40 protein-coding genes are annotated in these 22,659 nt (G+C 49.1%); 3 read left to right on the top strand and 37 right to left on the bottom strand.

Annotated features, from left to right (window positions below; all coding sequences use genetic code 11):
* Positions 1-29 precede the first annotated feature (29 nt).
* Positions 30-341: a DUF771 domain-containing protein gene (locus KIH86_RS03520; RefSeq protein ID WP_235775243.1), complete on the bottom strand. Its 312-nt coding sequence runs from the start codon at positions 339-341 to the stop codon at positions 30-32.
* Positions 334-603 carry an XRE family transcriptional regulator gene (locus KIH86_RS03515; protein WP_223080882.1) on the bottom strand — a complete coding sequence of 90 codons (270 nt, stop codon included), beginning with the start codon at positions 601-603 and terminating at the stop codon, positions 334-336. Before KIH86_RS03515 ends, KIH86_RS03520 begins: the two co-directional genes overlap by 8 nt.
* 134 nt (positions 604-737) lie before the next feature.
* On the opposite strand from KIH86_RS03515, the gene KIH86_RS03510 reads away from it, so the two are divergent.
* From KIH86_RS03510 to KIH86_RS03500, 3 genes are all read left to right on the top strand, one after another.
* Positions 738-1,109, top strand: a complete 372-nt coding sequence (locus tag KIH86_RS03510; RefSeq protein WP_223080881.1) for a helix-turn-helix domain-containing protein — start codon at positions 738-740, stop codon at positions 1,107-1,109.
* A 76-nt stretch (positions 1,110-1,185) separates the two neighbouring features.
* Positions 1,186-2,079 (top strand): ImmA/IrrE family metallo-endopeptidase, encoded by an 894-nt coding sequence (locus tag KIH86_RS03505; protein ID WP_223080880.1) that lies wholly within the window; start codon positions 1,186-1,188, stop codon positions 2,077-2,079.
* 16 nt (positions 2,080-2,095) lie between these two features.
* On the top strand, positions 2,096-3,295 hold the full coding sequence (locus tag KIH86_RS03500) for a site-specific integrase (protein WP_223080879.1): 1,200 nt from the start codon (positions 2,096-2,098) through the stop codon (positions 3,293-3,295).
* A 98-nt stretch (positions 3,296-3,393) separates the two neighbouring features.
* On the opposite strand, the gene rpsI is transcribed toward KIH86_RS03500, so the two are convergent.
* From rpsI to KIH86_RS29425, 35 genes are all read right to left on the bottom strand, one after another.
* Entirely contained in the window at positions 3,394-3,786 is a 393-nt protein-coding gene (rpsI, locus tag KIH86_RS03495) for a 30S ribosomal protein S9 (RefSeq protein ID WP_038698970.1), read from the bottom strand.
* A gap of 18 nt (positions 3,787-3,804) precedes the next feature.
* Entirely contained in the window at positions 3,805-4,242 is a 438-nt protein-coding gene (gene rplM / locus KIH86_RS03490) for a 50S ribosomal protein L13 (protein WP_223080878.1), read from the bottom strand.
* A gap of 216 nt (positions 4,243-4,458) precedes the next feature.
* The gene (truA, locus tag KIH86_RS03485; RefSeq protein ID WP_223080877.1) at positions 4,459-5,238 is read right to left on the bottom strand and encodes a tRNA pseudouridine(38-40) synthase TruA; all 780 of its coding nucleotides are present in this window, start codon (positions 5,236-5,238) and stop codon (positions 4,459-4,461) included.
* Positions 5,239-5,668: 430 nt separating this feature from the next.
* Positions 5,669-6,034 (bottom strand): 50S ribosomal protein L17, encoded by a 366-nt coding sequence (gene rplQ / locus KIH86_RS03480; RefSeq protein ID WP_038698974.1) that lies wholly within the window; start codon positions 6,032-6,034, stop codon positions 5,669-5,671.
* 34 nt (positions 6,035-6,068) lie between these two features.
* Positions 6,069-7,013 (bottom strand): DNA-directed RNA polymerase subunit alpha, encoded by a 945-nt coding sequence (locus KIH86_RS03475; RefSeq protein WP_025693043.1) that lies wholly within the window; start codon positions 7,011-7,013, stop codon positions 6,069-6,071.
* Between the two features lie 129 nt (positions 7,014-7,142).
* Positions 7,143-7,538: a 30S ribosomal protein S11 gene (rpsK, locus tag KIH86_RS03470; RefSeq protein WP_025693042.1), complete on the bottom strand. Its 396-nt coding sequence runs from the start codon at positions 7,536-7,538 to the stop codon at positions 7,143-7,145.
* Positions 7,539-7,557: 19 nt separating this feature from the next.
* A complete protein-coding gene (rpsM, locus tag KIH86_RS03465; protein WP_025693041.1) occupies positions 7,558-7,926 on the bottom strand; it encodes a 30S ribosomal protein S13 in 369 nt (122 codons plus the stop codon).
* Positions 7,927-7,946: 20 nt separating this feature from the next.
* The gene (rpmJ, locus tag KIH86_RS03460) at positions 7,947-8,060 is read right to left on the bottom strand and encodes a 50S ribosomal protein L36 (RefSeq protein WP_003322638.1); all 114 of its coding nucleotides are present in this window, start codon (positions 8,058-8,060) and stop codon (positions 7,947-7,949) included.
* Positions 8,061-8,227: 167 nt separating this feature from the next.
* A complete protein-coding gene (infA, locus tag KIH86_RS03455) occupies positions 8,228-8,443 on the bottom strand; it encodes a translation initiation factor IF-1 (RefSeq protein ID WP_006212898.1) in 216 nt (71 codons plus the stop codon).
* Positions 8,444-8,445: 2 nt separating this feature from the next.
* Positions 8,446-8,754 carry a KOW domain-containing RNA-binding protein gene (locus tag KIH86_RS03450; RefSeq protein ID WP_223080876.1) on the bottom strand — a complete coding sequence of 103 codons (309 nt, stop codon included), beginning with the start codon at positions 8,752-8,754 and terminating at the stop codon, positions 8,446-8,448.
* Between the two features lie 9 nt (positions 8,755-8,763).
* Complete coding sequence (gene map, locus KIH86_RS03445) at positions 8,764-9,516, bottom strand: type I methionyl aminopeptidase (RefSeq protein WP_223080875.1); 753 nt, start codon at positions 9,514-9,516, stop codon at positions 8,764-8,766.
* 4 nt (positions 9,517-9,520) lie between these two features.
* Positions 9,521-10,165 carry an adenylate kinase gene (locus KIH86_RS03440; protein WP_223080874.1) on the bottom strand — a complete coding sequence of 215 codons (645 nt, stop codon included), beginning with the start codon at positions 10,163-10,165 and terminating at the stop codon, positions 9,521-9,523.
* A gap of 100 nt (positions 10,166-10,265) precedes the next feature.
* The gene (gene secY / locus KIH86_RS03435) at positions 10,266-11,567 is read right to left on the bottom strand and encodes a preprotein translocase subunit SecY (RefSeq protein ID WP_038698981.1); all 1,302 of its coding nucleotides are present in this window, start codon (positions 11,565-11,567) and stop codon (positions 10,266-10,268) included.
* Positions 11,567-12,007, bottom strand: a complete 441-nt coding sequence (gene rplO / locus KIH86_RS03430; protein ID WP_038698983.1) for a 50S ribosomal protein L15 — start codon at positions 12,005-12,007, stop codon at positions 11,567-11,569. Before rplO ends, secY begins: the two co-directional genes overlap by 1 nt.
* 41 nt (positions 12,008-12,048) lie before the next feature.
* Complete coding sequence (gene rpmD / locus KIH86_RS03425; protein ID WP_223080873.1) at positions 12,049-12,234, bottom strand: 50S ribosomal protein L30; 186 nt, start codon at positions 12,232-12,234, stop codon at positions 12,049-12,051.
* A gap of 14 nt (positions 12,235-12,248) precedes the next feature.
* Positions 12,249-12,746 (bottom strand): 30S ribosomal protein S5, encoded by a 498-nt coding sequence (gene rpsE / locus KIH86_RS03420; RefSeq protein WP_038698987.1) that lies wholly within the window; start codon positions 12,744-12,746, stop codon positions 12,249-12,251.
* 27 nt (positions 12,747-12,773) lie between these two features.
* Complete coding sequence (gene rplR, locus KIH86_RS03415; protein WP_223080872.1) at positions 12,774-13,142, bottom strand: 50S ribosomal protein L18; 369 nt, start codon at positions 13,140-13,142, stop codon at positions 12,774-12,776.
* 83 nt (positions 13,143-13,225) lie between these two features.
* Positions 13,226-13,768 carry a 50S ribosomal protein L6 gene (rplF, locus tag KIH86_RS03410; RefSeq protein WP_038698994.1) on the bottom strand — a complete coding sequence of 181 codons (543 nt, stop codon included), beginning with the start codon at positions 13,766-13,768 and terminating at the stop codon, positions 13,226-13,228.
* 31 nt (positions 13,769-13,799) lie between these two features.
* Complete coding sequence (gene rpsH / locus KIH86_RS03405) at positions 13,800-14,198, bottom strand: 30S ribosomal protein S8 (protein ID WP_038698995.1); 399 nt, start codon at positions 14,196-14,198, stop codon at positions 13,800-13,802.
* Positions 14,199-14,231: 33 nt separating this feature from the next.
* The gene (locus KIH86_RS03400) at positions 14,232-14,417 is read right to left on the bottom strand and encodes a type Z 30S ribosomal protein S14 (RefSeq protein ID WP_010348808.1); all 186 of its coding nucleotides are present in this window, start codon (positions 14,415-14,417) and stop codon (positions 14,232-14,234) included.
* Positions 14,418-14,465: 48 nt separating this feature from the next.
* On the bottom strand, positions 14,466-15,008 hold the full coding sequence (rplE, locus tag KIH86_RS03395; protein ID WP_038698996.1) for a 50S ribosomal protein L5: 543 nt from the start codon (positions 15,006-15,008) through the stop codon (positions 14,466-14,468).
* A 32-nt stretch (positions 15,009-15,040) separates the two neighbouring features.
* Positions 15,041-15,394, bottom strand: coding sequence for a 50S ribosomal protein L24 (rplX, locus tag KIH86_RS03390; RefSeq protein ID WP_084065279.1), 354 nt, complete (start codon positions 15,392-15,394; stop codon positions 15,041-15,043).
* Between the two features lie 117 nt (positions 15,395-15,511).
* The gene (gene rplN / locus KIH86_RS03385) at positions 15,512-15,880 is read right to left on the bottom strand and encodes a 50S ribosomal protein L14 (RefSeq protein ID WP_223080871.1); all 369 of its coding nucleotides are present in this window, start codon (positions 15,878-15,880) and stop codon (positions 15,512-15,514) included.
* Between the two features lie 40 nt (positions 15,881-15,920).
* Positions 15,921-16,187, bottom strand: coding sequence for a 30S ribosomal protein S17 (rpsQ, locus tag KIH86_RS03380; protein WP_025336666.1), 267 nt, complete (start codon positions 16,185-16,187; stop codon positions 15,921-15,923).
* 43 nt (positions 16,188-16,230) lie between these two features.
* Positions 16,231-16,428, bottom strand: coding sequence for a 50S ribosomal protein L29 (rpmC, locus tag KIH86_RS03375; protein WP_025693031.1), 198 nt, complete (start codon positions 16,426-16,428; stop codon positions 16,231-16,233).
* Positions 16,418-16,852 carry a 50S ribosomal protein L16 gene (gene rplP, locus KIH86_RS03370; RefSeq protein WP_223080870.1) on the bottom strand — a complete coding sequence of 145 codons (435 nt, stop codon included), beginning with the start codon at positions 16,850-16,852 and terminating at the stop codon, positions 16,418-16,420. The genes rpmC and rplP overlap by 11 nt, the downstream gene beginning before the upstream one ends.
* Before the next feature lie 2 nt (positions 16,853-16,854).
* Positions 16,855-17,520 (bottom strand): 30S ribosomal protein S3, encoded by a 666-nt coding sequence (gene rpsC, locus KIH86_RS03365; protein WP_038699000.1) that lies wholly within the window; start codon positions 17,518-17,520, stop codon positions 16,855-16,857.
* A 13-nt stretch (positions 17,521-17,533) separates the two neighbouring features.
* Complete coding sequence (gene rplV, locus KIH86_RS03360) at positions 17,534-17,866, bottom strand: 50S ribosomal protein L22 (RefSeq protein ID WP_223080869.1); 333 nt, start codon at positions 17,864-17,866, stop codon at positions 17,534-17,536.
* Between the two features lie 31 nt (positions 17,867-17,897).
* Positions 17,898-18,176 (bottom strand): 30S ribosomal protein S19, encoded by a 279-nt coding sequence (gene rpsS, locus KIH86_RS03355; protein ID WP_038699006.1) that lies wholly within the window; start codon positions 18,174-18,176, stop codon positions 17,898-17,900.
* 75 nt (positions 18,177-18,251) lie between these two features.
* On the bottom strand, positions 18,252-19,082 hold the full coding sequence (gene rplB / locus KIH86_RS03350) for a 50S ribosomal protein L2 (protein WP_223080868.1): 831 nt from the start codon (positions 19,080-19,082) through the stop codon (positions 18,252-18,254).
* Between the two features lie 28 nt (positions 19,083-19,110).
* Positions 19,111-19,404 carry a 50S ribosomal protein L23 gene (gene rplW, locus KIH86_RS03345; RefSeq protein WP_124697995.1) on the bottom strand — a complete coding sequence of 98 codons (294 nt, stop codon included), beginning with the start codon at positions 19,402-19,404 and terminating at the stop codon, positions 19,111-19,113.
* Entirely contained in the window at positions 19,404-20,027 is a 624-nt protein-coding gene (gene rplD, locus KIH86_RS03340) for a 50S ribosomal protein L4 (protein WP_223080867.1), read from the bottom strand. Before rplD ends, rplW begins: the two co-directional genes overlap by 1 nt.
* A 26-nt stretch (positions 20,028-20,053) precedes the next feature.
* On the bottom strand, positions 20,054-20,671 hold the full coding sequence (rplC, locus tag KIH86_RS03335; protein ID WP_223080866.1) for a 50S ribosomal protein L3: 618 nt from the start codon (positions 20,669-20,671) through the stop codon (positions 20,054-20,056).
* A 39-nt stretch (positions 20,672-20,710) separates the two neighbouring features.
* Positions 20,711-21,019, bottom strand: coding sequence for a 30S ribosomal protein S10 (gene rpsJ / locus KIH86_RS03330; RefSeq protein ID WP_006676490.1), 309 nt, complete (start codon positions 21,017-21,019; stop codon positions 20,711-20,713).
* 227 nt (positions 21,020-21,246) lie between these two features.
* Complete coding sequence (locus tag KIH86_RS29425; protein WP_235775242.1) at positions 21,247-22,509, bottom strand: globin-coupled sensor protein; 1,263 nt, start codon at positions 22,507-22,509, stop codon at positions 21,247-21,249.
* Positions 22,510-22,659 lie beyond the last annotated feature (150 nt).

Below are 22,659 nucleotides of genomic sequence, written 5' to 3'. Positions count from 1 at the left end.
ATGAATGTGTCAATGAACGGTAATGCTAGTCAGCGGGGGCGGTTAAGGTCGTGGAAATGCTCGTCCAAGAAGCGTTGCATTTCTGTTCCTCGAAACATCCACCGTCCGCCCTCGCATCCGTTAGTGATTGCCTTCATTTCCTTTTTGAAGGCCGGATTGAGCAGAACATTTTCTAAAAGCCATTCCCGTTTCCGACAAGTCTCCTGCTCTAAGCGCTTCATGTCCCACCAAACTCCGGGACCGCGGTCTTTCATCAACCTCTGCATCTCCGCCTCAGCGATCTGACGCACGTAATCCGGGTCAATTACGACTTGGATGATTGGAGAATTCACATTACTCACCATCCAATTCGTTATGTTCCTTTATAGGAACGTCTAATTCAAAAAAAAACTCCTTCGGTATGCCAAATTTCTCACAAAGTGCTCTTGCTTCATTTAATGAAAAATCTCCTCCAGTCCCGTTCAATTTCTGATTAATTGCGCTACTAGTCTTGCCAATCGCCACCCCAACTTCAACCTGCGGAATATTATTTTGGTACAGATAAACTTTAATTTTTGAATATGGTTGCCTTCTTCGGGATATCTTTGGTGACATTCCTGCCATCTATGCCCCTCCTTTCGTTCCGTATTAGGAACACCATCAGATTAAACGAGTAGATAAACAATGNATTTGTTGCATAATAGGAACCACGCGTGTATTATATTAGATGTACATAATATTAATAAGGAGTGTAGTTCATGTTTGGTGATCTCTTGAAAAAACTAAGGTCAGATAGAAAGTTAAGTTTAGACCAGTTCGTAAAGGAAATTAACAGCAAGTACCACACTTCTTTCAGTAAGAGCATGGTTTCACGATGGGAAAATAATTTAACCAGTCCCAGAATGGGAGCAGTTCAAATAATTGCAGACTACTTCAATGTAACTACAGATTTTCTTATCGAAAGTTCGTTAGACAATAAAACTAAAGAGAATACTGAGTTTGAGGCATTTATTAATGACCCAGAAAACAGTTTATTTTTTAAAGAACTACTTGAGGCTCCTGAAGAAAGAATCAAAGACTTGCGGAAAGTTTGGGAAATAATCAAACGCTCTTCCGAAGACGAAAAGTAAATTCTGTAGCATCAGCTGTCAGGCTGATTCTGCACACCCATACATACGAACGTACATTCGTAATCAGGAGGTAACTATGTTCAAACATTACAAAAGAACCCATCTGGAGGATTATGTTGAGGAATTATACATACAGCATAAGATCGGTCTTCCGGTTGATATCACAATTTCAAACATCGCTAAAAGTATGAACATCATCGTTGAATATACAACCATCGAAGCGTTAAAAGGAGCCTCCTTCTTGACCCCTTTTGGGAAGTATCTCATTGTGCTGGATGAGCGCCGCTCCCCCCAAGAGCAACGCGCTGACTTTTTGCATGAGCTAGGCCACCTGCTTCGGCATTATGGAAACCAACTTGTTTTGCCAGAATCATTCGTCAGATATCAGGAAGAAGATGCCGAACAGTTCGTTATGTACGCCCTAATGCCCTTCAGCATGATTGAGCAGATGGAATTCTCTCCGGACCGCCAACAGGCCGTAAACCAATTGGCCGAGACGTTTGCGGTCGGGACAGAGCTTGCCAGCAAACGCTATGACCAGATCGTAAGGCGAGAAGCCGAAGGCGCCATGATGTCGGAAACTGCCGCCGCCGGCATTCCACGAAAGGAGGTGAAACCTATTGATCCTCAAGAACCGCAGTTCATGGTTTACTACGATCCGTCCGGTACATTGGACGGGCCGTCGCAGATGATTGTGATTCTGGATGAATGGACGCTGATGAATTGCCGAGAAATTGAACTGCCGATCGGCGGACGATTGCTGGAAATTGACCAGGACGAGATGCAAGGTTTTGACGGGACTTCCGTCCTTCAGCAGGATATCGTATGCTTCGATGGCTGCGTGACGCTCCAAGTGCATGAGTTGCTATTCCGATATGGATTGTCTCGCAGAAAATTTGTTATCCACATGCACAGCGTGGATATGTTGATGGCCCGGGATCGAGCAATGACCCGGAGATTGGATTGGTAAGGAGGGATCGCGCTAAATGGCGAGTTTCCAGAAGTATGAAACGAAAGATGGTTCCCGTTGGCTCTATAAGTATTATGGGGCAATTAATCCCGAGACAGGCAAGCGCAAGCCATCTACAAAACGAGGGTTTAGGACAAAGAAGGAAGCGCAGCTTGATGCTGCTCAAGTGGAAAAAGAAATTGCGGATGGAACATTCACTGTATTGGACAAATTCGTAACCTTCAAGGAAGTTTATAACCTTTGGTATGCAACGAACTCACCGGGATTCAAGCCACCTACTAGAAAATCTGTGAAATCTAAATTTAAACAGCAGCTCCTTCCTCATTTCGGGGAGTTGAAGATGAAGGATATTACAAAAGCATATTGTCAGGAAGTAATCAACAAAATGTCCAAAAAGATAAAAACCGTTGACAACATGAAGATGTATGCCAACCAAATATTTGAGTTTGCAATCGAGCAAGACATTATTAAATCTAATCCCATGAAGAAATCTAAAATTCCGAAACCTGAAGAAGAACATTATGCTTCAGACGCCGATTCAGAACGAAACTATTGGGAGAGACACGAAGCCAAAAAATTTTTAGGAATTACAAAGAGAGAATGCGAATACCGAGACTATGCGATTTTCCACACATCGATCTATACGGGAGGTCGCAAAGGTGAAGTTCTTGCAATTGGGGAATTGGATATTGATTTTAAAGCTAAAACCATTACCTACGACAAAACTTTATACTTCGAAGATGGCATATTTTACACTCTCACCTCCAAAACGGCCGCCTCAAGGCGCGTTCTGCGCGCAGACGACACAACACTAGGTGTGCTTAAGAAACTCCTCACAATCCAAAAGGAGCGGCAATTAGCACGTAATGAATCTGGGCCAATTAAATTTTTATTCACTCGGAATGACGGTGTAACTCCATTGAGATTGGCTTACCCAAATGACCTCTTAGACTCACTTGTAAAGAAACATAATCTGCATCCCATAACGGTACACGGGCTAAGACACACTCACGCTTCCATGCAATTCGAAGCGGGCGCGACGATTAAAGAGGTACAGGAACAGTTAGGCCACTCCGACATAAAAATCACCATGAATGTTTATACTCACGTAACCAAGGCAGTGAAAGAGGTCAAGGCCAACCGGTTCGAAAAATTCATGGAATCCGAGCAGCCGATTACGGGTTCAAATGTGGTCGAATTCAAAAGAGGTGAATAGAATATGGTCAAAATATGGTCACGGCGCTTCCTGTGGACAAAATTAAAGCCCCTGACCAAAACGGCCAAGGGCTGAAATTCCTTGATGCTATGCGATTCTTAACGTTTCGAGAACTGAGGAGCGCGACGAGCGGCTTTGAGGCCGTATTTCTTACGTTCCTTCATACGTGGGTCACGAGTCAGGAAACCGGCTTTCTTCAGGGAAGAACGGTATTCCGGATCTGCTTTTAGCAGAGCGCGGGAGATACCATGACGGATAGCACCGGCTTGACCGGAGATACCGCCGCCATGAGCGATTACCAGAACGTCGTAGCTGCCCAGCGTTTCCGTCAGGTTCAGCGGTTGCTTAACGATCAGCTTGAGTGTTTCCAGACCAAAATATTCGTTGATGTCGCGTTTGTTAATGACAATGCGTCCTTCACCCGGTACGAGGCGTACACGTGCTACCGAATGTTTACGACGACCTGTCCCATAGTATTGTACTTGTGCCATGAAACTGTCCTCCTTATTTTATCCGCGAAGTTCGTAAACTTCAGGTTTTTGTGCTGCGTGTGGATGCTCGGCGCCGGCATAGACTTTCAGTCTCAGCTTCATTGCATTGCCTTGACGAGTCTTAGGAATCATGCCATGTACGGCAGATTCGATTACGCGCTCCGGTTTGGTGTTCAGCAGGTCCTGAGCGTTCGTAACTTTCAGACCGCCCGGATGCAGCGAGTGACGGTAGTATTTCTTGTTCTGCAGTTTCTTGCCGGTCAGGTGGATCTTCTCAGCGTTGATGACGATAACGAAATCGCCAGTGTCAACATGAGGTGTGAATTGCGGTTTGTGCTTGCCGCGGATCAGAGCAGCGGCTTCACTTGCCAGACGGCCGAGTGTTTTGCCTTCGGCATCGATGATATGCCAGTTGCGTTCTACTTCGTTCGGCTTCGCCATGTAGGTGGTACGCATGAATATTTCCTCCTCGTTCTCGTACGAAAATCTCGTATATCTGATTTCTCATGGAAATTGCATTTTTAAGTGTCGGGTAAAGCATTTAGGGTGTAATCTTGATCGGGGCTGTGGGATAGCCATCAAGAAAACACAACTTTTATTTTACATGATAATACGGGCTAGTGCAAGGGATTTTTCGGGATTATTCCAGTTTTTTTGAACCGAAATATCCAACTACCCCCCAAGATTTTCATAGCTCACATTCCAGAGCGCAAGTCCCTTAGCCATAGCCGTAGGACCGGCCGCCGCACGGTTACACGCAGCCAGAATACCGTCTATATCCTCGGGCTTACGCTTGCCCTCTCCCACCAGGATCAGTGTCCCCATAATAATTCGGACCATATGCTGCAGAAAGCCGCTGCCCGTTATATAGGTATGGATCACTCCCTGATCCGAGGAATTCGGCCGGCACATACTGCGGTCAATCTCCATATGCGCAGAGAAGATCGTGCGGACATGCGAGGTTTTGGTCGATTTTCTGGATGCAAAGGAGGTATAGTCATAGGTTCCGATCAGCCTCTTCAGTCCTTCTTCCATCGCTTGTACATCAAGCGCAACCGGATGATGGAACTGATAGCGAAGCTGAAACGGGTCCGGGAACCGGTTGCCGTTGATTGTGTATCGGTACGTCTTCCGTTTGGCTGCCCGGCGGGAATGGAAGGAGAGCGCCACTTCATGAGCTTCCGTGACAACAATATCCTCCGGCAGCCGTGCATTTAAGGCGAGGCACCAGCGCTCCAGGGGAATCTGCGAAGCCGTTTCGAAGTTAAAAGGCTGCCCATAGGCATGTACGCCCGCATCCGTCCGTCCCGAAGCGGTAATCTTCACGCTCTCCCCCGTCAGATGGGCCACAGCCTGCTCCAGCAAATCCTGAACCGTATTTCCTTCAGGCTGCGTCTGAAAACCGAAGTAATTCGTGCCGTCATAGGTCACTTTCATGAACAAGTTGCGCATGCTGCTCTCCTTCCCCAACAAACATCCCAAAAATGACACATGGCCAGGGGGCTAACTCCCAACTGCTTGTTGGCCCCCTATCATTCCCTCATAACCTAACACATGAACCCATGTCTTCTCCACAAAAAAAGAAGCCCCTTCGGGAGCTCCTTCATTGAACAAGCGGATTTCCGCGGTTACTGCACGACTGGCGGACACCTATGCAGATATCCGGTAGATCACGCCGCCTAGTAGGAGCTGGGACATGACGCCGTCTCTCCCAGCTTGCAACATCCTGCCTGTTCATACATTACTGAACGGCAAAGGCTGTCTTAAGCCGTAAGAAGAGCCGGGCCATATTCCACTGGTACATTAACAGTGATCATCCCTCTCCTTCCCGGATGAGACAGGATCAGGGACCAATCGGGAAATCGAAACTTGCTGTTTGATCTTACGCGCGGTCTACCAGTTCCAGATAAACCATAGGCGCGGAGTCGCCGCGACGCGGTCCGAGTTTCAGGATACGAGTGTATCCACCAGCACGTTCCGTGTAGCGAGGCGCGATTTCCGCAAACAGCTTCTGGATAGCGTCCTGCTCACCGTCAACCGTTTCACGACGAACGAATGCAGCGACTTGACGACGTGCATGCAGATCGCCTTTCTTCGCTTTGGTGATCAGTTTTTCAGCGATGGAACGTACTTCCTTCGCTTTCGCTTCCGTGGTTTGGATGCGCTCGTATAAGAACAGGTCCGTTACCAGGTCGCGGAACAACGCTTTACGCGCACTGGAATCACGGCCCAACTTTTGGTATGCCATGTTTTTCCCTCCTCTGCTTACTCAATCTACTCGCTTATTCTTCGGTGCGGAGACCCAAACCGAGCTCTTCGAGCTTCTCTTGAACTTCTTCCAAAGATTTGCGGCCCAGGTTGCGGACCTTCATCATATCTTCTTCAGTCTTCGTGGTAAGCTCCTGCACCGTGTTGATGCCGGCGCGTTTGAGACAGTTATAGGAACGGACCGAGAGATCCAGCTCTTCGATTGTCATCTCAAGCACTTTTTCTTTCTTGTCTTCTTCCTTCTCGACCATAATTTCGGCATCCTTCGCTTCGTCGGTAAGACCTACGAAGAGAACAAGATGCTCATTCAAAATTTTGGCCCCGAGGCTGACAGCCTCTTCCGGTCTGATACTGCCATCCGTCCAGATTTCCATCGTCAACTTGTCATAGTTGGTAACTTGACCAACACGAGTGTTGTCGATCGTGTAGTTCACACGGGAAATCGGAGTGTAGATGGAATCAACCGGAATAACGCCGATCGGCTGATCTTCGCGCTTGTTGCGGTCCGCTTGGACATAGCCGCGACCTCGGCCTGCAAAAATACGCATGTGAAGTCTCGCGCCTGGTCCCAGCGTTGCAATGTGAAGGTCCGGGTTAAGGATCTCAACATCGCTGTCCGCACGGATGTCACCTGCGGTTACGACGCCTTCCCCCTCAGCATCAATCTCGAACACTTTCTCTTCGTCTGAATGAATCTTCAGGGAAAGAGCTTTGAGGTTCAAAATGATTTCGGTCACGTCTTCCATTACGCCGGGAACGGTGGAGAACTCATGCAGAACGCCGTCAATTTGGACCGAGGTCACTGCGGCTCCCGGAAGGGAGGACAACAGGATCCGGCGAAGCGAGTTCCCCAGAGTCGTGCCATATCCACGTTCCAGCGGTTCTACTACGAATTTCCCATAGGTTCCTTCATCATTGGCTTCTACGGTCTCGATCTTCGGCTTTTCGATTTCTATCACGAGTGTACCCTCCTTCAACGTCGCTCCTATATGAAACTGTCACCCCATCAGGTGTATCATGTAGTATGCCTAAACAAGCATTATTAGCAAATGTTGCCGGTTTTATACCACATTCACATTGCTGATTCACTATACGCGGCGACGCTTCGGCGGACGGCATCCATTGTGTGGAACCGGAGTGACGTCTTTAATGAGGTTAACTTCAAGGCCAGCGGCTTGAAGGGAACGGATGGCTGCCTCGCGGCCCGCGCCCGGTCCTTTAACCATAACTTCGACGTTCTTCATGCCGTGCTCCATTGCTGCCTTGGCTGCAACTTCTGCTGCCATCTGTGCTGCGAACGGAGTCGACTTACGGGAACCCTTGAATCCTTGGCCGCCGGAGCTTGCCCAGGAAATCGCGTTGCCATGAGGATCCGTGATGGTAACGATGGTGTTGTTGAACGTGGAACGGATATGTGCCACGCCGGATTCGATATTTTTACGGTCGCGACGCTTTGTACGTACGACTTTTTTAGGTTTAGCCATTGTCTCTTATCACCCCTTATTATTTCTTCTTGTTTGCTACCGTACGACGCGGGCCTTTCCGGGTACGGGCATTGGTCTTGGTGCGTTGACCGCGAACAGGCAGGCCACGACGATGACGAACACCGCGGTAGCAGCCGATCTCAGTGAGACGCTTAATATTCAAGGAAATTTCACGACGCAGGTCGCCTTCCACTTTGACCGATTTGTCGATCGTTTCACGCAGTTTGCTAACTTCATCTTCCGTCAGATCACGGACACGTGTGTTAACGTCAATCCCTGTTTCTTTCAGAATCTTCTGGGAAGTTGTTCTACCGATTCCGAAAATATAAGTCAAGGCGATCTCAACGCGTTTGTCACGTGGCAAATCCACTCCAGCTATACGAGCCATTTTACGCTACACCCCCTTCTTTAACCTTGTTTTTGTTTGTGCTTCGGATTTTCGCAAATTACCATAACTGTCCCTTTGCGGCGAATGACTTTGCATTTTTCGCAAATGGGTTTTACAGAAGGTCTTACCTTCATGATGATTACCTCCTAAAAGTTTTGCTCAGCAAAACCGACTTCGAAAGTCTAAGCATGGTTCTACAGGCAGTAAAACTGACTTCGTCCAAGCGCAGCTCTACATGCTGTAAAACTGGCTTCATAGGCATTAACGCGGCATTCGCCTCGCGGCAAGTGCCCGAATCCATCTATTTCCGATACGTTATGCGCCCTTTGGTCAAATCATAAGGCGATAACTGTACAACCACTTTGTCGCCGGTCAGAATCCGGATAAAGTGCATCCGCAGCTTACCCGATACATGGGCAAGAATCTGATGACCGTTCTCCAGTTCCACCTTAAACGTCGCGTTAGGCAACGGCTCTATGACTGTGCCTTCCACTTCAATGACGTCCTCTTTAGCCACAGTTATTCTCCTTTCTTCATAGCGCTTGTTCCGGCGGACCGTTCGAAATCCAATACTGCGAAGCGCAGCTTGCCATTCGTGACCCGGCCGGTTTCCTTCAGACTGTTCACAACTTCACTGCTGATAACCGGAGTCAGCTCCAGATGAAGAATATTCTTCTTCTTGGGGCTGTCAAACTTTCGTTTGCCTCCGTCCGCAATATACACAAACCTGCTGTCTACAACAGCGATGACCACGGCTATCTCTCCGGCTTCTTTGCCTTTGAGAATCTTCACCACTTGACCGATCTGCGCGCTGCTCTCGGCATTCAACACGATCACCTACGCATTCAGTTGAGTGAAAATTTCCATGCCATCCGGCGTAACCGCAACCGTGTGCTCAAAGTGAGCGCACAGGGAGCCGTCTACCGTAACGACCGTCCAGTTATCTTCCAGCGTCCGGACATAACGTTTGCCGGCATTGACCATTGGCTCAATCGCAAGCACCATGCCTGGCTTCAGCCGCGGTCCGCGGTCCGCAATGCCATAGTTCGGAATTTGCGGTTCTTCATGCAGTTCTGCCCCAACGCCGTGTCCCACATACTCGCGTACCACCGAGAAGCCGGCGTCTTCGATGTATTTTTGAATGGCGTGGGAGATTGTAAACAGGCGCACCTCCGGCTTAACCAGCTCAAGACCGGCAAACAGGGAGCCTTCCGTTACATCCAGCAGACGCTGGGCTTCTTCGGAAATAGTTCCAACCCCGTAGGTCCAGGCGGAATCGCCGTGGTATCCCTTGTACTGCGCTCCGATGTCCAGCGACACGATATCGCCTTCCACCAGTTTGCGTTTATTCGGGAAACCATGCACCAACTGTTCGTTGACTGACGCGCAAATGCTGGCAGGAAAACCGTTGTAGCCTTTGAATGACGGCACAGCACCTTGACTGCGAATGTATTGATCGGCGATTCTATCGAGCTCTCCGGTCGTAATTCCAGGCTCTATGGCCTGAGCCATAAGACGGTGTGTCTCGGCAACAATTCGTCCCGCTTCTCTCATAAATCCAAGTTCCTGTTCGGACTTACAGATGATCATTACACTAACCTCGCAGTAAAGATACAATTTCGGAGGAAACGACGTCGATTTCGTTTTCCCCGTTAACCTGCCGCAGCAGACCTTTATTCTCATAAAAGTGAAGCAGCGGCGCCGTCTTGTTGTCATACTCGTCCAAGCGCTTGCCGACGCTCTCTTCGTTGTCATCAGGGCGCTGATACAGCGCGCCGCCGTCAAGATCGCAGACGCCATCCTGTTTCGGCGGATTGAAGATCAAGTGATACGATGCTCCGCACACGGTGCAGATACGCCGTCCGGTAAGACGGGCCATCAGCAGTCCGCGGTCCACGTTCAGGTTGATCACATGATCCAGCGAAGTGTTCAAGCGGGCAAGAAGCTCATCCAGCGCTTCCGCTTGCGAAAGAGTTCTTGGAAAGCCGTCCAGCAGAAAACCTTTTTCGCAATCGGACTGCTGCAGTCGCTCTTCCACAATACCAATCGTAACATCGTCCGGTACCAGCAAGCCTTGATCAATAAAAGACTTGGCTTTCAGCCCGACAGGCGTACCCTGCTTAATCGCAAGGCGGAAAGCATCCCCCGTCGAAATATGCGGAATGCCGAGTTCCTTCACGATCACTGCGGCCTGTGTCCCTTTGCCTGCTCCAGGCGGGCCCATGAAAAGGATATTCACGTTTAAGTCTCTCCCCTATAGCAGGATCGCCACCAGGCAAGAAACAGCACAATAGGCGCCGGGAAGACAAGGACAAAGCAGCTTCACCGGAACCTATCGCCTATTTGTTAATAAAGCCTTTGTAATGGCGTTTAATCAGCTGGCTCTCAATCTGCTTCATAGTATCCAGCGCGACGCCGATTACGATAAGCAGCGAGGTGCCGCCGATCTTTACCGAACGAGGGAGGCCGGTTACGTTGCCAAAGAAGACGGGAAGTATGGAGATCAGAGCCAGGAAAATCGCGCCTGACATTGTCAGACGGGACATAACCCGGGTCAAATACTTCTCAGTTGCCTTACCCGGACGTATACCAGGAATGTAACCGCCGTTCTTCTTCATGTTGTCGGCCATCTGCTGCGGATTCATCTGAACAAACGTGTAGAAGAACGTAAATCCGATGATCATGATGACATAAAGCACCATGCCGAGCGGTTTGTCATACCAGAGGTGGGTGCTGACCCACTTCGCCCAGGCATGAGTCGACCAGAAGTTGGCGATCACAATCGGGAACTGAAGGAGCGATACGGCGAAGATAACCGGAATAACGCCCGCAGCATTGATTTTAAGCGGAATATGCGTATTCTGTCCACCGTACATTTTATTGCCGACTACGCGTTTGGCATATTGTACAGGAATCTTCCGAATACCCTGTTGAACGAAGATTACACCGACAATGACCGCTATAACCACGATTACAACGACCGCCACTTTAAGAATATTCAGGAATGTCTGGCCCGGCTGAATGAAGCTCGATTGAGCCGTTGCCGTGAAGTATCCCGGAATGCCTGCGACGATTCCCGCAAAAATCAGGATCGAAATCCCGTTTCCAATTCCCCTCTCGGTGATCTGCTCACCAAGCCACATCAGGAATGATGTGCCTGCCGTCAAAATGATAGCCACGAGCAGGTAATCAGCGATCGTTGCATTCGGCATCATTTGAGTGTTATAGATGCGATTGAAACCGATCGAGGTTGCGAAGCCCTGCACCAGAGCCAGCACAACCGTACCGTAACGGGTAATCTGCGCCAGCTGTTTCTTACCGTGTTCCCCTTGCTTTGCCCATTCGGCAAATTTCGGCACGACATCCATCGACAGAAGCTGCACGATAATGGAAGCCGTGATGTACGGGTAAATGCTGATCGCAAAAATGGAGAAGTTTTTAAGCGCTCCACCCGAGAACGTGTTGAACAAGCTCATCAGGGCGTTGCCCGCCTCGTTACCTGTCGCTTGAAGCACAGTTTTGTCCACGCCGGGAACCGGCACGAACGATCCGATGCGGTAGATGATAAAAACAAACAGGGTAAACAGAATCTTTTTGCGCAAATCTTCAACATGCCATATATTCTTAAGCGTCTTGAACATTAGATCACCTCGGTTTTACCGCCGGCAGCTTCGATTTTCTCTACCGCAGATTGAGAGAATTTGTTTGCTTGAACCGTAAGTTTGACAGTGATTTCACCGTTGCCAAGGATCTTAATGCCGCTTTTCGTGTTCTTCACTACGCCGGATTCAACCAGCAGAGCAGGCGTTACTGCCGTTCCTTCTGCAAAGCTGTTGAGTTCCTCCAGGTTCACAATCGCGTACTCTTTACGAGTAGGATTGACGAAACCACGCTTAGGCAGACGACGATAGAGTGGGTTTTGACCACCTTCGAAGCCCGGACGAACACCACCGCCGGAACGAGAGTTTTGACCTTTATGACCACGGCCGGATGTTTTACCATTACCGCTGGATGTACCGCGGCCTACGCGATTGCGTTCTTTGCGGGATCCAGGAGCCGGAGCGAGTTCATGTAACTTCATCGTTTGCACCTCCTTATGTCTATTAGTGGTGAAAGGCTAACTTAGCCTTCAATTTCGGTTACGGATACGAGATGGCTCACTTTATTGATCATACCGCGAATCGCAGGATTATCGTTGTGAACCACAGTCGAATTAAGTTTACGCAGGCCGAGCGTCTTAACGGTCACACGTTGTGTTTCCGGACGTCCGATCAAGCTGCGCACGAGGGTGATTTGCAGTTTAGCCATTGACGTTCCCCTCCTTAACCGCGAAGCTCTTCGACAGATTTGCCGCGAAGTTTCGCGACTTCTTCAATGCGCTTCAGACGGGACAGACCCTCCAAAGTTGCATTGACCATGTTCATGGAGTTCGAAGAACCTAAGGATTTAGTCAAAATGTCGCCTACGCCAGCCAGTTCCAGTACCGCACGTACAGGGCCGCCGGCGATAACGCCAGTACCTTGGGAAGCCGGCTTCAGCAGCACACGTCCAGCGCCGAAATGTCCGGTAACCAGGTGAGGGATCGTTGTTCCTACGAGCGGAACTTGGATCAGGTTTTTCTTGGCGTCTTCGATGCCTTTGCGGATCGCATCCGGAACTTCTCCGGCTTTACCGATACCTGCACCGACCCAGCCTTTGCCATCGCCGACAACAACCAGTGCGCTGAAGCTGAAACGGCGTCCGCCTTTTACAACTTTAGCTACGCGGTTAATGTGGACAACTCTTTCTGTCAGCTCTAAAGTGTTTGGATCTACACGCAAGTCGTTAACCTCCTTTTAAGAATGTTTCTAGAATTCAAGACCAGCTTCACGAGCTGCATCAGCAAGTGCCTGAATCCGTCCATGATACAGATACCCTCCGCGGTCAAATACCACAACAGTAGCTCCCTTGGCTTTGGCACGTTCAGCAACCAGTTGGCCCACTTTCGCTGCAGCTTCAACGCTGCCGCCGTTGCCAATGGATCCTTTCAGCTCCTTATCCTGTGTGGATGCGGAGACGATCGTTACACCGCTCACGTCGTCGATCAGTTGAGCGTAGATGTGCTTGGAAGAACGGAACACATTCAGACGCGGACGTTCAGCCGTACCCTGGATTTTCTTACGTACACGCAGATGTCTTTTGATACGTGCTTTATTTTTATCCTCTTTGGTAATCATGACTTCCTTTTCACTCCCTTCAGGTTGCCTTAAGGCAGTTGGCTCAGGATGCCCGAAGCATCCTAAAATTGAGGTCAGCCGGCTTATTTCTTCTTACCGGCTTTACCTTCCTTACGAATGATGCGTTCGCCTTCATACTTGATACCTTTGCCCTTGTATGGCTCAGGTTCACGTACGGAACGAATTTTGGCGGCATATGCGCCTACACGTTCTTTGTCGATGCCTTTAACGATGATTTTCGTGTTGGCAGGAACTTCGAACTCGATGCCCGGCTCCGGTGTGATTTCAACCGGGTGGGAGTATCCGACGTTCAGAACGATCTTATCTCCGGATTTGTTGGCACGGTATCCGACCCCGACCAGCTCCAGAGATTTGGAGAAGCCTTCCGTCACACCGCTAACCATGTTGTTGACAACGGAGCGGGTTGTGCCGTGAAGAGAACGATGCAATTTGTTGTCCGAAGGACGAACAACAGTGATTTCGTTATTTTCAACCGTAACCTTCATATCCTTATGAAGTTCACGAGTCAAAGTACCTTTAGGACCTTTAACGGTGATGACCGTGTTGTTGACCGTTACGTCTACACCGCTAGGCACTGTGATTGGTTTGCGACCAATACGAGACATGTGTGTTGCACCTCCTTATCTTGTGACGTGATTACCAAACGTAGGCGAGCACTTCGCCGCCGGATTTTGCTTGACGAGCTTCTTTGTCGGTCATAACTCCCTTGGAAGTGGAGATGATCGCGATGCCCAGTCCGCCGAGTACGCGAGGAACTTCATTGCTCTTCGTGTAGACGCGCAGGCCCGGTTTGCTGATTCTCTTCAGACCGGAAATTACACGCTCTTGGTTCGGGCCGTATTTCAGGAAAATACGGATAATCCCTTGTTTGTTATCTTCAACAAATTCCGCATCGCGGATGAAGCCTTCACGCTTCAGGATGTCGGCGATTTGTTTTTTCAATGTCGAAGCAGGCAGCTCAACCGTCTCGTGACGCACGATGTTGGCGTTACGAATGCGTGTCAGCATATCTGCGATAGGATCAGACATAGTCATTTGGTGTAAACCTCCTTCCCGTATATAAACTTCTTACCAGCTTGCTTTTTTCACGCCAGGAATCTGGCCTTTATAAGCTAATTCACGGAAGCAAATTCTGCAGATCTTGAACTTTTGCAGTACCGAATGTGGACGACCGCAACGCTCGCAGCGTGTGTAAGCACGCACTTTGAATTTAGGCGCACGTTGTTGTTTAACTTTCATCGAAGTTTTTGCCACTTTAGCCTGACACCTCCTAAACAGTTTCGGAGAAAAGGACGACGTTACTTACTTCGCGAAAGGCATTCCCAGTTGAGCCAGCAGCTCACGGGATTCCTCATCCGTCTTAGCCGTTGTTACGATTACGATATCCATACCGCGGACTTTGTCCACCTTGTCGTATTCGATTTCAGGGAAAATCAGTTGTTCTTTCAGACCCAGTGTGTAGTTACCGCGGCCGTCGAAAGCCTTGGTGGATACACCGTGGAAGTCACGAACGCGAGGAAGCGTTACATTGAACAATTTGTCCAGGAAGTAGTACATGCGGTCGCCGCGCAGGGTTACCTTAACACCGATCGGCATGTTCTCACGCAGTTTGAAACCTGCGATGGACTTCTTGGCTTTTGTGATAACCGGTTTCTGGCCGGCGATCAGCTGCATGTCGTTCACAGCGGAATCAAGCACCTTCGAGTTTTGTACGGCGTCGCCTACGCCCATGTTGATAACAACCTTCTCGATCTTAGGTACTTGCATAACTGTCTTATAGTTAAACTTCTGAATCAGAGCTGGCGTAATCTCGTTCAGAAAACGTTCTTTCATTCTTGCTGCCATGAAGAGTTAACCTCCTTTCTTAAGGACCTGTATTAGTCGATAATCTCTCCGGATCTTTTCGCTACGCGAACCTTCTTGCCGTTGTCCAGCACTTTGTAACCGATACGGGTTACTTTGCCGCTCTTCGGATCGATGTGCATAACGTTGGATACATGGATTGCGGCTTCCTGCTCGATGATGCCGCCTTGCGGGTTCTGCTGGTTCGGCTTCTGGTGCTTCTTCACCATGTTCACACCTTCTACCAGCACACGGTTTTGACGAGGATAAGCAGCGATAACGCGACCCTTCTTACCTTTGTCTTTTCCGCTGATCACCATAACGACGTCGTCTTTCTTCACGTGCAGTTTGTTGTTATGGGATTCCAGAACTTTTTTCACTCTAGGCATTCATTACACCTCCTATGACTAGCCTTTGCATGCCTGACTATAGATCATTTATCGGGGCCCCCGAAAAGCGCCCGGACTCTAAGCTTTTAGCTTCTCGTCACTTCTTGGGGAGTTAATTTAGATTACTTCTGGTGCCAAGGAAACGATCTTCATGTAGTCCTTGTCGCGAAGTTCGCGAGCTACTGGTCCGAAGATACGCGTTCCGCGCGGGCTTCTGTCATCCTTAACAACAACTGCTGCGTTCTCGTCGAATGCGATGTAAGATCCGTCCTTACGGCGTACCGAACGCTTTGTGCGAACAACAACCGCTTTAACTACATCACCTTTTTTGACAACGCCGCCTGGTGTTGCTTGTTTTACAGAGCATACGATCAGGTCACCGATAGCTGCCGTACGACGACCGGTTCCGCCCAAAACACGGATACACATCAGTTCCTTCGCACCGGAGTTGTCAGCTACAGCCAAACGTGTAAATGGTTGAATCATTGAAATGTCCTCCTTTCGGCCATACTATCATGTCACACTATTAGATGATAACCGCTTTTTCGACCACTTCGACCAGTCTCCAGCGTTTGTCCTTGGAGAGCGGACGAGTTTCCATGATTTTAACCGTATCGCCGATCTGGGCGGTATTGTTCTCATCATGTGCCTTGAACTTCTTGGTGTACTTGATGCGTTTGTGGTACAGGTCATGCTTCTTGTAGGTTTCAACGGCCACTACGATCGTTTTGTCCATCTTGTCGCTGACAACTTTACCGATTTGCACTTTACGTGCGTTGCGTTCTTCGCTCATAATTACCCTCCTTCCCGATTCTGATCATTCCGTCCGTTTCAAATTAGCTGATTCCAAGAACTCTTTCATGGATAACGGTTTTAGCACGAGCTATTTCTCTACGCACATCACGAATCCGAGTCGGGTTGTCCAGTTGGCCCGTTGCCAGTTGAAAACGCAGATTAAAGAGCTCTTCTTTGAAGCCGGCAATCTTTTGTTCAATCTCGGCAGTGGTCAAGTTGCGAAGTTCATTAGCTTTCATTTGCTTCACCACCCAATTCTTCACGTTTCACAAACTTAGTCTTGATAGGCAGCTTGTGAGCGGCAAGACGCATCGCTTCACGAGCGATTTCTTCCGGCACGCCTCCGAGTTCGAACATAATCTTGCCCGGTTTAACAACGGCTACCCACTTCTCGACGTTACCTTTACCGCTACCCATACGAACCTCAAGAGGCTTCTGAGTGATCGGCTTGTCAGGGAAAATCTTGATCCATACTTTACCGCCACGCTTGATGTAACGGGTCATCGCGATACGAGCCGCTTCGATCTGACGGTTCGTAATCCAGGACGGCTCAAGAGCTTGCAGACCGAATTCGCCGAAGTTCAGCTCGGTGCCGCCTTTTGCCAGACCTCTCATGTTACCGCGTTGTTGTTTGCGGTGTTTAACACGTTTTGGTACCAACATGATTAGTTGCCTCCTTCCTGAGCAGCTTGTTTCTTAGCCGTAGGAAGAACCTCTCCACGATAGATCCATACTTTTACGCCGATGCGGCCGTAAGTGGTATGTGCTTCAGCCGTTCCGTAGTCGATATCGGCGCGAAGCGTATGAAGTGGAACTGTTCCTTCGCTATAGCCTTCCGTACGGGCAATCTCGGCGCCGCCAAGACGACCGCTGACAGAAGTTTTAATCCCTTTTGCTCCGGAACGCATTGTTCTTTGGATAGCCTGCTTCAGAGCGCGGCGGAACGATACGCGACGTTCCAGCTGCTGCGCGATGCTCTCGGCTACGAGAATGGCGTCCAGCTCAGGGTGCTTGATTTCATTGATGTTGATGTGTACTTTCTTGCCGCCGGCGATCTGGGTAACAGCGCTGCGAAGTACTTCTACTTCTGCGCCGCCCTTACCGATAACCATACCCGGTTTGGCTGTATGAATCGTTACGTTAACGCGGCTTGCCGCTCTTTCAATCTCGATGCGGGAAACAGCGGAATCTTTCAGCTTGCCTTTGAGGTATTCCCGAATTTTAACGTCTTCCAGAAGAAGCGTTCCGAAATCTTTGCCTGCATACCATTTGGATTCCCAGTCACGAATAATACCGATCCGGAGTCCGACTGGATTTACCTTTTGACCCACACGTTATCCCTCCTTATTTCTCAGATACCACCAAAGTAATGTGGCTGGTGCGTTTGTTGATCCGGCTTGCGCGGCCCATAGCGCGCGGACGGAACCGTTTCATCGTTGGACCCTGGTTAACGAACACTTCGCTGATGAACAGCTTGTTAACGTCCATCGAGTAGTTGTGCTCGGCATTGGCGATCGCCGAGTTCAGCAGCTTCTCAACTACAGGGGAAGCGGACTTCGGAGTGTGGCGAAGAATGGCGATAGCCTCTCCCACTTGCTTGCCGCGGATCAGGTCAACAACCAGTTTCGCCTTGCGAGCGGAAATCCGCACCGATCTTGCGTGTGCTTTTGCTTCCATTGTTTTCCCTCCTCTCGATCAGAGAAATTGATTATCTTCTCGTTTTCTTATCGTCACCCGCATGGCCTTTGTAAGTACGTGTTGGCGCGAATTCGCCCAACTTGTGACCTACCATATCTTCCGTTACGTATACAGGCACGTGCTTGCGGCCGTCATACACGCCAAACGTATGTCCGATAAATTGAGGGAAAATGGTTGAGCGACGGGACCAGGTCTTGATAACAACCTTTTTGCCCGAAGTATTCAAGTCTTCAACTTTTTTCAGCAGGTAGCCATCGATGAAAGGCCCCTTCTTCAAACTGCGACTCATGTATAAATCCTCCCTTCATCAAATGCTCAAACCGCGATTCGACGCTTCGCGGAAACTTGCAAGCCTTGAAGCGTCTTATTTCGTGCGGCGGCGAACGATATATTTATCAGATGCCTTGTTCTTCTTACGAGTCTTGTAGCCCAGAGTCGGTTTGCCCCAAGGCGACAACGGAGATTTACGGCCGATCGGAGCGCGACCTTCACCACCACCATGCGGGTGATCGTTCGGGTTCATGACGACACCGCGGACTTCAGGACGCTGACCCAGCCAGCGGCTGCGGCCTGCTTTACCGATCTTGATCAGCTCGTGGTCTTCGTTACCTACGGAACCGATCGTAGCGCGGCAAACGCTCAGGATTCTGCGAACTTCGCCGGAAGAGAGACGCACGGAAACGTACTTGTCTTCTTTACCGAGTAACTGCGCTTCCGTACCTGCTGCGCGAACCAATTGGCCGCCCTTGCCAGGCTTCAGCTCGATGTTGTGGATAACGGTACCTACCGGGATGTTAGCAAGCGGAAGAGAGTTACCGATCTTGATGTCCGCTGCAGGGCCGGATTCAATCTTATCCCCAACCTTCAGACCTTTAGGAGCGATGATGTAACGCTTCTCTCCGTCTGCATAGTGGATCAGGGCGATGTTGGACGTACGGTTCGGGTCATACTCAATCGTAGCAACGCTGCCTGGTATGCCGTCTTTCGTCCGTTTGAAGTCGATGATACGGTATTTACGCTTATGTCCGCCGCCATGGTGACGAACCGTAATTTTACCTTGGTTGTTGCGGCCCGCTTTCTTGCTCAGCGGCGCCAACAGCGATTTCTCAGGCTGGTTAGTGGTGATTTCTTCAAAAGTAGACACGGACATACCGCGTCTTGCCGGAGAAGTCGGTTTGTACTTTTTGATTGGCACTGTGTTTCCCTCCTTACTCTAAGGATTATTATTCTACCGCTTCAAAGAACTCGAGCGGCTTGCTGTCCGGGCTGAGCTTAACAATGGCTTTCTTCCATTCCGGAGTATAACCGGAGTAGCGTCCATACCGTTTCAGCTTTCCAGGCACGCGCATAGTGTTCACATTAACGACTTTCACTTTAAAGATGGCCTCAACAGCCTGTTTGATTTCGGTCTTGTTGGCACGAATGTCCACTTCAAAAGCATATTTCAAATCGCTCATGTAGTCGGATGTGCGTTCCGTAATCACCGGACGTTTGATGATATCGCGAGGATCTTTCATTACGCGAACACCTCCTCTACCTTAGAAACTGCATCCTTAGTGATGATCAGTTTGTCGTGCGTCAGCACGTCAAGAACATTGATGCCGTCGGCAGCGATGAATTTAACACCCGGAATGTTACGGGCGGAAAGGGCTACATTGTCGTCGTAGCTTGGAGCCACAATCAGAGCCTTTTGAGCAACCTTCAGGTTGTTCAGGATAGCTACGAAATCCTTCGTCTTAGGCGCATTCAGTGTCAGACTGTCCAGTACGATGATGTTGCTCTCGATAACTTTCGAGGACAGAGCCGACTTGATTGCAAGACGACGAACTTTCTTAGGCAACTTCCAGGAGTAGCTGCGAGGTGTCGGTCCGAACACTACGCCGCCGCCTTTCCATTGAGGCGAACGAATTGAACCTTGACGAGCGCGGCCTGTGCCTTTTTGTTTCCAAGGCTTACGTCCGCCGCCACGTACTTCGGAGCGTCCTTTTACTTTGTGTGTACCGCGGCGCAGGGAAGCTCTCTGGAGAAGAACTGCTTCGTTCAGCACGTGAGTGTTCGGTTCAACACCGAAAATCGCGTCGCTCAGTTCAACTTCTCCAACTTCATTACCGCTGGTATTATAAAGAGTTACTTTTGGCATTTTGATGTTCCTCCTTTCTTCGAAAGTTATTTCTTAACCGTTTCTTTAACCTTCACGAAGCTGTTCTTAGGACCAGGAATGGAACCTTTGATCAGCAATACGTTACGTTCGGTATCCACTTTGATGACTTCGAGCTTCTGGATGGTAACCGTCTCATGACCCATATGCCCTGGCAGGTGTTTGCCCTTAGGAACACGGTTGGCCTGGATGGAACCCATCGAACCCGGTCTTCTGTGGTAACGGGAACCGTGAGCCATTGGTCCGCGGCTTTGTCCCCAACGCTTGATAACGCCTTGGAAACCTTTACCCTTGGAAATGCCGGTTACGTCAACAAATTCGCCTTCTGCGAAGACATCAGCCTTCAGCTCTTGTCCAACCTCGAGTGCCCCGAGGTCAACACCGCGAATTTCGCGAACGTAGCGCTTAGGTGTTGCATTTGCTTTCTGTGCGTGACCTTGTTCCGGTTTGTTGGTGTTCTTCTTATCGGAGAAGCCCAACTGCACCGCTTCGTACCCGTCGGTAGCGAGGTCTTTCTTTTGCAGTACAACGCAAGGTCCAGCTTCGATAACCGTCACAGCGACGACGTTACCTTCAGGAGTGAACACTTGAGTCATACCGAGTTTTTTTCCTAAGATACCTTTCATGTTGACACCTCTTTTCTCATCCTGTTTCTAATAGAAGAATTACAATTTAATTTCGATATCTACACCGGACGGCAGGTCCAAGCGCATCAAGGCATCCACAGTTTGTGGCGTAGGATTCACAATGTCGATCAGACGCTTGTGAGTACGCATTTCGAACTGCTCACGGGAATCCTTGTACTTGTGCACCGCACGGAGAATAGTAATCACTTGCTTTTCGGTTGGCAGCGGAATCGGCCCGGACACACCTGCACCGGAACGTTTTGCTGTTTCAACGATCTTCTCAGCGGATTGATCAAGAATTCTGTGGTCGTATGCTTTCAAGCGGATACGAATTTTTTGCTTTGCCATTTTAGTCCCTCCTTCTATCGCCCAATTTATTATCGGACATACTCCGTGAAAATTTTCTGACCACCGATCTCATGGCAAAGGAGCCGGGTGTGTCAGTAACCTCTCACATCATCGCAACGTCGCAGAACAACATTTATTATTATATAGAAAGTCCTTCCGCTTTGCAAGCAAAAAAATAAAACAACGCATGATTTTTTATTCATACGCTGTTTCAACATTTACTTCTATTATAAGTTGTCTGTTGCCGCTTTAAAGTCCTCTGCGGAAGCTGCTGTTTGGGCCGTCGTTGAGCCAATTCCTTCTATAGTAAAGATGAGTGTCCGGATCTCTTCTTCAACCGTTATGATTTCCTGGGTACTGCTATGAAGAGAGTCCATGATTTTTGAAAAAAGGCTGCTTGTCTCGTCCGACTGAATCTTGCCGTTCTCTGTAAGCTTCTGTACACTCCGAATATCCTGTGTAACTTGTACCGTAAGCTTGCTCGAATGATCAGTCAATTCTCCGATCCGGATCACGGTTTTTTTGGTATCTTCGGCCAGACGATTCACTTCTTGCGCCACGACGCTGAACCCCCTGCCATGCTCTCCGGCCCTGGCCGCTTCGATAGTTGCGTTAAGTGAAAGAATCTTCGTCTGGTCGGCAATCTCCTGGACCGATCTGACTATGCTCCGGATTTGCCCTGAGAACTGGTTCAATTCCCGAATGGATACCTCCATATCACTCATTCGCTTATGGATTTGATTCATCTGCTCATTCAACTGCTCGACTCGTTCTCTACCATTCTTAGCCTGCTGCTGCGATTCAATCGCAATAGATGCGGTACGCCGGAAGGTGCTGCTAACTTCATTGCTGCTGGCAACGAGCTGTTCAACCGCCGCATTCGTATCCATACTGAGATCCACCAATTCACTGCTGACTTCGGCAATTTTGGATTTCAATTCATCTTTGACCGCTTGATACTGCTCTTCCTTCTCCCGGGCATTCTCTTTCTCATAAGCCTCCAGCACGAGCTGCTGCTCCAAATTCAGCATTTTGGTGATCGTCTGCACCCGCTGAATGCGTTCCTGATCGCCGGCGCCTTCTTTGTAGATAATTTCGATAAATACATTCTGAAGATTTTGAAACGCAGACAGGTACCATTTCGGCTCCAGCCCGACCTTCTTGTGAATTCTGGCGATCGAAAGACGCTTGGAAATATAGTTCTGATCGATGTTGGCGTCAAAAATCTCAATAATGTGCTGCCGAAGTGTCATCTTAAGCCTCTCAATGCTGCTGTGCTTAATGATGATCTGTTCCAGCTTCTCCACACCCAACACAGAGCTGTAAAATTTGCTGACAATTTCATCAATATGATCTTCCACAATAGGCTTCAATCTTCGAAGCAGTCGGACATCTTCCTCATTCAAGTCGATCATCCGAATTTGTTCATTTAACTCAGCTTCATTCTCCACATTTAGATGAACGGGGACAGTGTGTGGAGATTTGGTCATAGATGCAATGCCTTCCGTTTCCCGACTAACCGACTTGTTGCTCCCCATGGCGTGGCCATGCAAAAAAGAAAACGGACACTTCCCCATATTTCAACTCCCAGCAGTTTTTTTGGCTTATTGATTTTGAGATCAATATTTGGCCAGCATCTC

Origin of the sequence: Paenibacillus sinensis (assembly GCF_019904155.1) — a bacterium.
Taxonomy (GTDB): domain Bacteria; phylum Bacillota; class Bacilli; order Paenibacillales; family Paenibacillaceae; genus Paenibacillus_AQ; species Paenibacillus_AQ sinensis.
The sequence above is the reverse complement of the archived record's forward strand: the minus strand, read 5'-3'. Positions and strand labels throughout refer to the sequence as shown.

Coding starts and splice junctions, on each gene's coding strand:
- KIH86_RS03515 (WP_223080882.1), bottom strand. CDS start 603: ATGGCAGGAATGTCACCAAAGATATCCCGAAGAAGGCAACCATATTCA.
- KIH86_RS03510 (WP_223080881.1), top strand. CDS start 738: ATGTTTGGTGATCTCTTGAAAAAACTAAGGTCAGATAGAAAGTTAAGT.
- KIH86_RS03505 (WP_223080880.1), top strand. CDS start 1,186: ATGTTCAAACATTACAAAAGAACCCATCTGGAGGATTATGTTGAGGAA.
- KIH86_RS03500 (WP_223080879.1), top strand. CDS start 2,096: ATGGCGAGTTTCCAGAAGTATGAAACGAAAGATGGTTCCCGTTGGCTC.
- rpsI (WP_038698970.1), bottom strand. CDS start 3,786: ATGGCACAAGTACAATACTATGGGACAGGTCGTCGTAAACATTCGGTA.
- rplM (WP_223080878.1), bottom strand. CDS start 4,242: ATGCGTACCACCTACATGGCGAAGCCGAACGAAGTAGAACGCAACTGG.
- truA (WP_223080877.1), bottom strand. CDS start 5,238: ATGCGCAACTTGTTCATGAAAGTGACCTATGACGGCACGAATTACTTC.
- rplQ (WP_038698974.1), bottom strand. CDS start 6,034: ATGGCATACCAAAAGTTGGGCCGTGATTCCAGTGCGCGTAAAGCGTTG.
- rpsK (WP_025693042.1), bottom strand. CDS start 7,538: ATGGCTAAACCTAAAAAAGTCGTACGTACAAAGCGTCGCGACCGTAAA.
- rpsM (WP_025693041.1), bottom strand. CDS start 7,926: ATGGCTCGTATAGCTGGAGTGGATTTGCCACGTGACAAACGCGTTGAG.
- rpmJ (WP_003322638.1), bottom strand. CDS start 8,060: ATGAAGGTAAGACCTTCTGTAAAACCCATTTGCGAAAAATGCAAAGTC.
- map (WP_223080875.1), bottom strand. CDS start 9,516: ATGATCATCTGTAAGTCCGAACAGGAACTTGGATTTATGAGAGAAGCG.
- secY (WP_038698981.1), bottom strand. CDS start 11,567: ATGTTCAAGACGCTTAAGAATATATGGCATGTTGAAGATTTGCGCAAA.
- rplO (WP_038698983.1), bottom strand. CDS start 12,007: ATGAAGTTACATGAACTCGCTCCGGCTCCTGGATCCCGCAAAGAACGC.
- rpmD (WP_223080873.1), bottom strand. CDS start 12,234: ATGGCTAAACTGCAAATCACCCTCGTGCGCAGCTTGATCGGACGTCCG.
- rplR (WP_223080872.1), bottom strand. CDS start 13,142: ATGATTACCAAAGAGGATAAAAATAAAGCACGTATCAAAAGACATCTG.
- rplF (WP_038698994.1), bottom strand. CDS start 13,768: ATGTCTCGTATTGGTCGCAAACCAATCACAGTGCCTAGCGGTGTAGAC.
- rpsH (WP_038698995.1), bottom strand. CDS start 14,198: ATGACTATGTCTGATCCTATCGCAGATATGCTGACACGCATTCGTAAC.
- rplE (WP_038698996.1), bottom strand. CDS start 15,008: ATGGCAGCAAGAATGAAAGAACGTTTTCTGAACGAGATTACGCCAGCT.
- rplX (WP_084065279.1), bottom strand. CDS start 15,394: ATGCCTAGAGTGAAAAAAGTTCTGGAATCCCATAACAACAAACTGCAC.
- rplN (WP_223080871.1), bottom strand. CDS start 15,880: ATGATTCAACCATTTACACGTTTGGCTGTAGCTGACAACTCCGGTGCG.
- rpsQ (WP_025336666.1), bottom strand. CDS start 16,187: ATGAGCGAAGAACGCAACGCACGTAAAGTGCAAATCGGTAAAGTTGTC.
- rpmC (WP_025693031.1), bottom strand. CDS start 16,428: ATGAAAGCTAATGAACTTCGCAACTTGACCACTGCCGAGATTGAACAA.
- rplP (WP_223080870.1), bottom strand. CDS start 16,852: ATGTTGGTACCAAAACGTGTTAAACACCGCAAACAACAACGCGGTAAC.
- rplV (WP_223080869.1), bottom strand. CDS start 17,866: ATGGAAGCAAAAGCACACGCAAGATCGGTGCGGATTTCCGCTCGCAAG.
- rpsS (WP_038699006.1), bottom strand. CDS start 18,176: ATGAGTCGCAGTTTGAAGAAGGGGCCTTTCATCGATGGCTACCTGCTG.
- rplW (WP_124697995.1), bottom strand. CDS start 19,404: ATGAAAGATCCTCGCGATATCATCAAACGTCCGGTGATTACGGAACGC.
- rplD (WP_223080867.1), bottom strand. CDS start 20,027: ATGCCAAAAGTAACTCTTTATAATACCAGCGGTAATGAAGTTGGAGAA.
- rplC (WP_223080866.1), bottom strand. CDS start 20,671: ATGAAAGGTATCTTAGGAAAAAAACTCGGTATGACTCAAGTGTTCACT.
- rpsJ (WP_006676490.1), bottom strand. CDS start 21,019: ATGGCAAAGCAAAAAATTCGTATCCGCTTGAAAGCATACGACCACAGA.
- KIH86_RS29425 (WP_235775242.1), bottom strand. CDS start 22,509: ATGACCAAATCTCCACACACTGTCCCCGTTCATCTAAATGTGGAGAAT.